Here is a 9,000-nt window from a genome sequence, read left to right on the forward strand (position 1 = left end):
GGAAGCAAGCTCCCGGCCACGGAATTTAGCGGTTGAGTGGCTCGATGCTCTCGTGATGAAGCACGGCACCAAACCGCTGAACTAAAAACTGTACGTTGGGATCCTGCTCCAGATCCCGGGTCACCTGCTCGCGCACCCCGAGATAAAGGCGATGCTCGATCTCGAGGGGGGTCTCCTGGTCAGGCACCACACCGAGCGTCACCTCAACCTGCACCGGTTGACCCAGCGCCGGCCCGATGATCTCGGCCAGATCGGCGCGCGCCTTGTCGCTCACGAGATGGCGCTGCTCGGGCTTGAGGGTTAGCAGTACCTTGTCCCCTTCCCGCGTCATCACCGAGTTGATGGCCAACTGGCGCAGCCTCCCACCCACCTGAGTGTGAGCGATCAACTCGGCCCAAGGGTCGCCGCAACCATTGAGCAGCGAGGAGGGGATAAGGCGAGTCGCCTCTCCCTCTTGCGGCTCGCTGTCGCTCTCGAGCTCATCCCAGTCGATGGTCTCCATCACCGGCTGAGGGGGTTCATCCTGCGACACAGGGGCTGCAGCCACCGCCGTAGTGGCAACGGGCGGCTGGGTCGCAGGGGCTGGCGTCACCGCAGGCGCCGCAGCACTGCGTTCACCGGGTCGATAGCTCGGCTGCCCGTCGAGTTCCCAGGGTGGCAGATCGGATGGCTGGGCCGGTGCCGTGACAGAGGCGTGGCTTATCACCGGAGTCTGCTCGGCAAAGCCCTGATTGAGGTACTCTTCGTAATCGCCGTTGTCACCCTGTGGCTCGTAACCGTCGCCATAGAGATCCACTGGCGGCAGATCATCATAGTGACCCATCGCCGCCATTCCCTGCCCGGCCGGTTGGCTGACCGGAGCAGGCTGTTGGGTGACGACCGGAGCGGCGGCGGGCGCGACAGGACGAGCTGGCGCAACCGGTACAGCGCGCGGCGCAGGCGCCGCCGGGGCATCCTGACCACGCTGGCGGCTGCGCAGCATGTTTCGCTTGCCAAGCAGGCTCTGCATGCTCGATACCGCTGAAACAGCTTCCGGTGCGCTAACCGGCGCGGTTGTCGGTTCGAGCGCGGGATCGATGCTGGCAGTCAGCGACTCGCCACGGGAATAGTCCCTATCGGCTGCGGCAGGCGCTCGATCATCAGCATCAACGGGCTGTGCGGCTGAGTACGCAGACACATCGGGCTGCACACGTGGCAACGCGGGCTCGGGTTGATACCCCATGCCCGCAGCTTCGCGCAGCAGTTCATCCTGCTGGCTGAACAGCTCGGCGGCTTGCGCCTCCTCCTCGCTATCGGCGGGGTTGCCGATATCATCCGTCATCGCAGGCAGGGAGACATCAACCGCGGGCACTGCACTGGTAGCAACAGGCGTGCTGGCAACAGGGCTGGCTAGCGGTGCGGGCACGGCGCCGCTGATCGGTGCCACTGCGGCCGATTCAGCGGCCGGGCGCTTTCCCGGCAAGGAGGCTACCGGAGTGGCGCTGCTCGCCGCACTGCTCGTCATTGACGGGGGCAACGCAGTGAGGCTGGCCGGATGCAGGGCATCGCGCCTTGGGGAGAATGCGAGCATCCGCAGGCAGGTCATCTCCAGCGCGGTGCGGCCATCGGGAGCCCAGGGCAGATCTTTACGGCCACCCAGCACGATCTGGTAGCAGAGCTGCACCTCTTCCGGGCTCATCGCCTTGGCCAGTTGCAGCAGGGAATCAGCATCCGCTCCCTGCTCCTGCACACTGGCAGGCAGCAGCTGCGCCATGGCGATGCGATGGAGCAAGCCTTCCAGCTCGGCGTGGAGCTGATCAAAATCGGGGCCCAGGGTGGCGATCTCGGTGATCTTGGCCATGGTCGCGGGGGCATCTTGCCGCAAAATGGCTTCCAGCAGCTGGTGCAGATGGCGGTGATCGAGCGTGCCCAGCATCGCCAGCACGCTCTCGAGGCGCACGCTACCGTTACCGTGGGCCAGCGCCTGATCAGTCAGGCTCAGGGCATCGCGCATACTGCCGTCAGCGGCTTTGGCCAAAGCCAGCAGGGCGCGCGGCTCGAAGGGCTGCCCCTCCTGATCCAGCACCCATTCGAGCTGCTTGGCAATCTGGGTCTGATCCAGACTCTTCAGATGAAACTGCAGGCAGCGCGATAGAATGGTAATGGGCAGCTTCTGCGGATCCGTGGTGGCCAGCAGAAACTTCACATAGGGGGGGGGCTCTTCCAGGGTTTTCAGCAACGCGTTGAAGCTGTGACGCGACAACATGTGCACTTCATCGATGAGGTAGACCTTGAAGCGGCCACGGGCCGGGCGGTACTGCACGTTGTCGAGCAGCTCGCGGGTATCTTCCACCTTGGTGCGGGACGCCGCGTCAATCTCCAGCAGGTCGACAAAGTTGCCCTGATCGATCTCGCGGCAGGTGTCACAGACACCACACGGGTGGCTGCTGATCCCCTGCTCGCAGTTGAGGCTCTTGGCCAGAATACGGGCGATGGTGGTCTTGCCGACCCCGCGGGTACCGCTCAGCAGATAGGCGTGATGCAGCCGTCCCTGATCCAGGGCGTTGGTCAAGGCGGTCAGCACATGTTGCTGGCCTACCACTTGTTCAAACGTATGGGGGCGCCATTTACGCGCCAGAACCTGATAGCTCATAAATCCATCATGCAGGGAAGACAGGGCATTGAGGCCGGATGCTAACACAAATGGCGGGCTGGCTGTATCGGCTATCGGTCAGAGCGGGAGGGATCGCTTGATTTTCAAACCGATGCCCGCAAGGGCACCGGTTCAATGCAGGCCCGATGCAGAGGATCGGGCCGAAGAGGCATTACTCGCCGGCCAGCTCGACCAGTGAGACTACCTTGATGCCAGCGGCAGTCAGGCGGGCATCGCCACCCAGAGACGGCAGGGAGATGATGAAGGCCGCATCGGCCACTTCACCACCTGCGCGGCGGATCAGCTTGACGGTCGCATCGACGGTACCACCGGTCGCCAGCAGATCGTCCACGACCAGCACCTTGTCACCGGGCACGATGGCATCGGTGTGCAGTTGCAGGGTGTCGGTGCCGTACTCGAGGGCATAGGACTCCTCGATCACTTCGCGCGGCAGCTTGCCCGGCTTGCGGACCGGCACGAAGCCCAGCCCCATGGCATAGGCAACCGGCGCGCCAAAGATGAAGCCGCGAGCTTCGGTGCCAACAATCTTGGTGATCCCTTGATCACGATAATGATTGGCCAGCAGATCGATGGTGGCCTTGAAGGCCTCGGCGTTCTCGATCAGGCTGGTGATGTCACGAAACAGAATGCCCGGCTTCGGATAGTCGGGAATGGTCTTGATGCTTGCTTCGATAAATTTCAGGGTTTCCGGATTCATGTGTTGACCGCTTATTTTTTTGACCCAGGGGTGGCCATTTTTTCTCAATTCCCTTCTGCGGGAAATAAAAAAGCCTGTCACGCAAAAATGACAGGCCGACTCCATAGCATTATTGCTGCAATAGCTTAGGGACTTCACTTCACCATTGCAACTGGCTCCAGCACCGGCAGACGCATTAACCAGGTGAGCAGGATCACCATTATGATAACCAGCAACCCCTTGACCCACAGCAGTGGCACCACCGCCAGCGACACCGAAAAGGTGAGCAAAATGAAGATAATGGCGCGCCGTCTGGCCTGACGACGAATGCCGCGATACTGTTGCCAATCCACGATGGGCGGGCCAAACCAGGGATGGGTCAGCAACCAGCGATGAAAACGGGGCGATGAGCGGGCAAACAGGGCGGCAGCCAGCAACATGAAGGGGGTAGTCGGCAAGAGCGGCAGCACAATGCCCACAATACCGGTGGCAAATGCCAGCCACCCGAGCGCCATCAGACACCAACGCTTCATTCCTTCTCCTTGCGTGATTTATCTCCCTCTAGCCTAACAGAGTTTGAGCGGGTGCTGACAGCGGGCCGCAACCCCACTACAATCTGCGCTCTTTTTCTTGCCACTCTCGTCGGAAAGCCGTTATGCGCGTTATTTTGGCCCCCATGCAGGGGGTACTGGATCACCTGATGCGGGAGGTACTCACCTCCGTCAATGATTACGATCTCTGCGTGAGCGAGTTTATCCGGGTCGTCGATCAGCTGCTACCCGCCAAGGTGTTCTACCGCCTCTGCCCTGAGCTGCTGCAAGATGGCAAAACCCGCGCAGGCACCCCGGTGCGGGTACAACTGCTGGGGCAACACCCCGAGTGGCTTGCCGAGAACGCCGTGCGCGCCATCGAGCTGGGCTCCCCCGGCGTTGATCTCAACTTCGGCTGTCCCGCCCCTACGGTCAACAAGAGCAAGGGCGGTGCGGTGCTGCTCAAAGAGCCCGAGACCATCTACCGCATCGTCAAGGCAGTACGTGACGCAGTGCCCGCTCATCTGCCGGTGAGCGCCAAAATTCGTCTCGGTTACGATGACAAGGATCTCTATCTGGAGAACGCCCAGGCGGTCTTCCAGGGGGGCGCCAACGAGCTGGCCGTTCATGCCCGCACCAAGCGCGAAGGGTACAAGGCCCCCGCCCACTGGGAATATGTAGACGCCATTCGCCGCGCCCTGCCCATCCCCGTCACCGCCAACGGCGAGATTTGGGATCATAAAGATGCCCTCGCCTGCGCCAGGGTCTCAGGTTGCGATGCCCTGATGGTCGGGCGCGGCGCCATCTCCCTGCCCAATCTGGCCAACGTGATGAAAACCGGCTGCCCGCACATGAGCTGGGCCGAGGTACTGCAGTTGATGGTGAGCTATACCGAGCAGGATCTGGCCAGCGAAAAAGCCGACTACTACCCCAGCCGCATCAAACAGTGGTTCAGCTATCTCAAGCGGGAATATCCCGAAGCGGACCTGCTGTTTCAGGAGATCCGGGTGCTCAAAGAGACGGATCCGATCCGCGATGCCCTGCTGCAAGCAGCCAAAAGCCACGGCTAACCACGTTTAACTTGACGCATATCATCTTGATAGAGTTATCGGATCCCTATACTGCCCCGAATCTGTCGTCTGTCCTGTGGGGGATAATGTGTGTGAAATGACGCAAGCACAGTTGACTGTCTGGCGTAATCGCCTGCTGTCAGACTGGGCCCAAGTACGAGAAACGCTGATCGGTCAGCTTAAAGCCTGCCGCCGTGACGAGTGGGCCGAGCAGGTCGGTCACTGCGAGCAGGATCAACTGGTGGAACTGACCAGCCGGCTGGATCTGCCGAAGGTTGAGCAGAGCGTGGCCCGCCTCAAGCGGATCGATGCGGCACTCTGCCAGATGGATCTTGGCCTCTATGGCCTCTGCTCCGATTGTGAAGAGCCGCTTTCCATCGAACAGCTGGAACAGGATCCGACCCTGCAACGCTGCCCGCGCTGTGAAACCCGCTATCGCAAGGGATTCCACGCCCACGAACTGTGAGGGATGCACATCTGTGCATCCGCTCAACCCTCAGCACTGGTTACTCCGTCGTTCCTGTCCAATACTCACCGTATCAGCCTGTTCGAGGGTATGCGTTGTGTACAGACTCTTGTTGTTATGGTGTTTGTGTTGCCAGGCTACGGCACAGGAGTCATTGGTCGTGGGCTGGGTCGACTGGCAGCCCTTCAGTTATCGCAATGAACAGCAACAGCTCCGCGGACTGGATGTGGAGCTGCTCAACGCCATCTTCCTGCGGGCCGGTTATCAGGCCAAATTCAATGAAATGCCCTGGGCTCGCGTGCTGCACGAGCTGAAATTCGGCACGGTTCAGCTGACCATGTCAGCCAATATCACCGCCGAGCGGCAGCAATATGCCCGCTTCAGCCACCCCTATCGGGAAGAGGAGACAGCCATCATCATCCGTCGGCAAGATGCCGAACGCTGGCGCGGGATCACTACCCTCGAGCAGTTGATCAACACCCCCGACTTCCATATCGGGGTGCTCAAGGGCTTTGATTACGGCAATACCTTCCGCCAGTTGATGGCAAGGCCCGAGCTGCAGCCTCGCTTGCAGATGCGCCTGCGGCTGGATCAGCTGCTGAAGATGTTGCAAGGGGGTCGGATCCAGGGGTTTATTCTGGATCCCCACGGACTGCAGGGGTGGCAGGATAAGGATGAAGTGCAGGATCAGCTGCATACCCTGCTGCGTATCGAAGTCACGCCGGTTCACCTGATGCTGAGCAAAGAGAGCACCACTGAGGCGCAACTGCAGCGGATCAATCAGGCTATCGATCAATTGAAACAGAGTCCCGACTATCAGCAGATCCTCGATCGCTATCAGTTCAGATCCCTGCATTCACAGGAAAATACTCATAAGTAAGGGGAGCCTCAGCTCCCCTTACTGTCTCAAGCAAACCCAATCCTGTCTCAAACAACCCGGGTTGCGACTTGCCAGGACATTTTGGTCACCGATAACGTGATGGTTAAGCCTGGCTATCAGCGTCCCAGCACAATGTCGGCAAGGTGGGCGAAGTGGTGGATTTCGTGGGTGGCATCGCACTCGCCCGCTTGCCGCGCCGGGTTGTACCAGCAGGTTGCCAGCCCCTGCGCCGCCGCCCCGGCAATATCGGTTTTCGGATTATCCCCCACCATCAGCACCCGCGCAGGATCCGGCTGCCCCATCAGGGAGAGGGTGTGCTGGAAAATAGCTGGCGCCGGCTTGGTCACCCGGATCTCGTCGGAGATCACCAGCGGCTCGAACCACTCGCTCCAGCCCAGTTTGCCGAGCCGCCCCCGCTGAGGCACGCTGAAACCATTGGTGATGATCCCCATCCGCACCTTGCTGCGCAGCTGCTGCAGGGTCTCGACCACCCCTTCAAGAGGCATGCTAAGGGCAATGATTTGCTCCAGAAAGGTGTTGTTCATCGCCATGGGATCGGCGGCAACCTGCTGGGCAAAGAGGGAGAAGCGGGTCTGCTGCAACGCCGTTGCATCGATCTCGCCGTCGTTGTACTGCTGCCAGAGCCCATGGTTGAGGGCGTGGTACTGCGCCATGCTGGCGTCATCAGCCTGTACACCATAGATCTGCAGGGTGTGCGTCAGCGCAGAGGCGACCGGAAAATCGAGCAGGGTTTCATCCAAATCGAACAGCACCCAGTCATAGCTTGGTTGTTTCACAGAAATCCTTGTAATCATTCAGATTGTTCAGAGGCTTGGCGACCAACTCTGCCAAGCGGGCTGGCCAGCAGATCCAGCGTGAGACGCACACCGAAGCCGGTCACTTCGCTGGAAACCACCCCATTGCCCCCCTTGTTGCGAAAACCGCTCAGGTCAAAATGCAGCCAGGGGGTCTGCTCGGGCACGAAGTGGGCGAGGAAACGGGCCGCATCAATGTGATCCGGCGAACTGCCCGGCGCACACTGCAACAGATCGGCCCACTCGCTTTCGATGTTGTCGTCATAATCGTCATCAAGCGGGAAGGGCCAGATCCGCTCGCCGCTGCGCTGACCCAGATTGACCAGCGATGTCATCCATTCGCTGCGATTGGTAAAGACACCGCTGTAGCGGCTACCCAGCGCCCGTTTGCAGGCCCCGGTCAGGGTCGCGTAATCGAGCAGCAGATCCGGGGTATCCTGCACCGCCATCGCCAGTGTATCGGCCAATACCATTCGCCCTTCGGCATCGGTATCGACCACCTCGATGGAGGTGCCATTGATGGCAGTCACCACCTCGCCGGGGCGATAGGCGTGAGGGCCGATATGGTTCTCGGCAATGGCCAGCCAGCAGTGTACCTCGTAGGGTAGCTGAGCTCGGCTGATGGCGTAGAGGGTACCGAGCGCCACCGCGCTACCCCCCATGTCCAGATGCATGCCATACATGCTGCCGGAGACCTTGAGGTTGTAACCGCCAGAGTCGTGGCAGATCCCCTTGCCCACCAACGCAATGCGGCGCACCGGCTTGGGTGGATAGTAGCTGAGCTTGACCATTGCCCCCTGATTGTCTTCCGAACCACGAGCAACGGCCAAAAACGCCCCCGCCCCCAACTCGGCCAGCTGCGCCTGATCATAGTGATGGCACTGCCACCCCTCATCTTGCGCCAGCTTGCTGACAAACTCGCGATAGCTGGCGGCCGTCAGCTCGGAGGCAGGCAACACCGCCAGATGGCGAGCCAACCCGTTACCCCCCGCTTCGCTGTAAAGGCGCGCCAAGTCCAGCACCACCGCGGGTGAAACCTTGATCTGCTGGTAGCTCCAGCTGCTTTCGCTGCGGCGCTTGCTGGTGGGCAACGAAATATTGGCAGCAAGCAGGGCTGACAACATCACTTCGGCCAGCATCACTCGCTCGGAGGGGGAAAAACCTTCCAGATGCAACCCGAGCCGCTCCACATTGAGCCCAGAAAGAGGAGCAATCCAGCCTCTGATCTGTTTATAGAGGCGGTGATCCCGCGTCACACTGCCGGCCACAAACATCACCTGCAACAGGGTATTGCCGTGCATCAGGGTAAAGGGCGCTTTTTTCCCCAGCGCAAGCTGGGTCTGGAGACCCGCAAGGGCGGGGAGCGAAAGCAAGGACTCCTTCTGCTCTTCGGCGATCAGCAGCAGTTGCAACGGCAGCCCTTGGGCAAGGGCTTCGGCCAGCGTGGCATCCCGGCTTTCAATAGCAGGAGGAAGATAGGTGAAGGGAGTGATCACAGGCGTGTGCCTCATCCATGAAGAGATACCTGATGATACCCAACAAATGGTTGATACGACCAGTTTTGGTCTTTAAAAAGCGTCAGAAATAGCAGCAATCACCAGATGGTGACGAGCATCAAGAAGGATTGTTCAATGATTGCAATGCAGGAATGGAACGTACAGAAAGTTGGTTGCGGGGGCCGGATTTGAACCGACGACCTTCGGGTTATGAGCCCGACGAGCTACCGAGCTGCTCCACCCCGCGTCCGAATTGTCACCCTCAAGCCGAGCAGTAGCTTGGTGGCGTTTGTCTGCCTTCGACTGTTTACACAATCGCATGCTGACGAAAGAGTTGGTTGCGGGGGCCGGATTTGAACCGACGACCTTCGGGTTATGAGCCCGACGAGCTACCGAGCTGCTCCACCCCGCGTC

Annotated in this window: 8 protein-coding genes and 2 tRNA genes; 3 read left to right on the plus strand and 7 right to left on the minus strand. The window is 60.3% G+C overall.

Features of this window, described 5'->3' with window-relative positions; genetic code table 11:
* Nucleotides 1–25: 25 nt before the first annotated feature.
* The 3 genes from dnaX to OKB77_RS15000 form a co-directional block, all read right to left on the minus strand.
* Nucleotides 26–2,632 (minus strand): DNA polymerase III subunit gamma/tau, encoded by a 2,607-nt coding sequence (gene dnaX, locus OKB77_RS14990; protein WP_265775607.1) that lies wholly within the window; start codon nt 2,630–2,632, stop codon nt 26–28.
* A gap of 172 nt (nt 2,633–2,804) precedes the next feature.
* A complete protein-coding gene (gene apt, locus OKB77_RS14995) occupies nt 2,805–3,350 on the minus strand; it encodes an adenine phosphoribosyltransferase (RefSeq protein ID WP_005352403.1) in 546 nt (181 codons plus the stop codon).
* Nucleotides 3,351–3,484: 134 nt separating this feature from the next.
* Entirely contained in the window at nt 3,485–3,862 is a 378-nt protein-coding gene (locus tag OKB77_RS15000) for a YbaN family protein (RefSeq protein ID WP_064335934.1), read from the minus strand.
* 122 nt (nt 3,863–3,984) lie between these two features.
* Here OKB77_RS15000 and dusC point away from each other — a divergent pair, with 122 nt between their 5' ends.
* The 3 genes from dusC (at nt 3,985) to OKB77_RS15015 (ending at nt 6,275) form a co-directional block, all read left to right on the plus strand.
* On the plus strand, nt 3,985–4,929 hold the full coding sequence (dusC, locus tag OKB77_RS15005) for a tRNA dihydrouridine(16) synthase DusC (protein ID WP_252657347.1): 945 nt from the start codon (nt 3,985–3,987) through the stop codon (nt 4,927–4,929).
* A 97-nt stretch (nt 4,930–5,026) separates the two neighbouring features.
* Complete coding sequence (locus OKB77_RS15010; protein WP_005333451.1) at nt 5,027–5,395, plus strand: TraR/DksA family transcriptional regulator; 369 nt, start codon at nt 5,027–5,029, stop codon at nt 5,393–5,395.
* Between the two features lie 160 nt (nt 5,396–5,555).
* Nucleotides 5,556–6,275, plus strand: coding sequence for a substrate-binding periplasmic protein (locus OKB77_RS15015; RefSeq protein WP_247822705.1), 720 nt, complete (start codon nt 5,556–5,558; stop codon nt 6,273–6,275).
* A gap of 116 nt (nt 6,276–6,391) precedes the next feature.
* Here the strand turns inward: OKB77_RS15015 and yjjG are convergent, their stop codons facing one another.
* The 4 genes from yjjG to OKB77_RS15035 all read right to left on the minus strand — a co-directional run bounded on the left by yjjG (nt 6,392) and on the right by OKB77_RS15035 (nt 8,998).
* On the minus strand, nt 6,392–7,072 hold the full coding sequence (gene yjjG, locus OKB77_RS15020; protein ID WP_005333455.1) for a pyrimidine 5'-nucleotidase: 681 nt from the start codon (nt 7,070–7,072) through the stop codon (nt 6,392–6,394).
* A 14-nt stretch (nt 7,073–7,086) separates the two neighbouring features.
* Nucleotides 7,087–8,586 carry a M17 family metallopeptidase gene (locus tag OKB77_RS15025; RefSeq protein ID WP_201946953.1) on the minus strand — a complete coding sequence of 500 codons (1,500 nt, stop codon included), beginning with the start codon at nt 8,584–8,586 and terminating at the stop codon, nt 7,087–7,089.
* A gap of 170 nt (nt 8,587–8,756) precedes the next feature.
* Nucleotides 8,757–8,833, minus strand: a tRNA-Met gene (locus tag OKB77_RS15030).
* 88 nt (nt 8,834–8,921) lie between these two features.
* A tRNA-Met gene (locus OKB77_RS15035) sits at nt 8,922–8,998 on the minus strand.
* Nucleotides 8,999–9,000 lie beyond the last annotated feature (2 nt).

The sequence above is a fragment of the Aeromonas sp. Y318-3 genome (assembly GCF_027706185.1).
In the GTDB taxonomy this organism is placed as follows: domain Bacteria; phylum Pseudomonadota; class Gammaproteobacteria; order Enterobacterales; family Aeromonadaceae; genus Aeromonas; species Aeromonas veronii.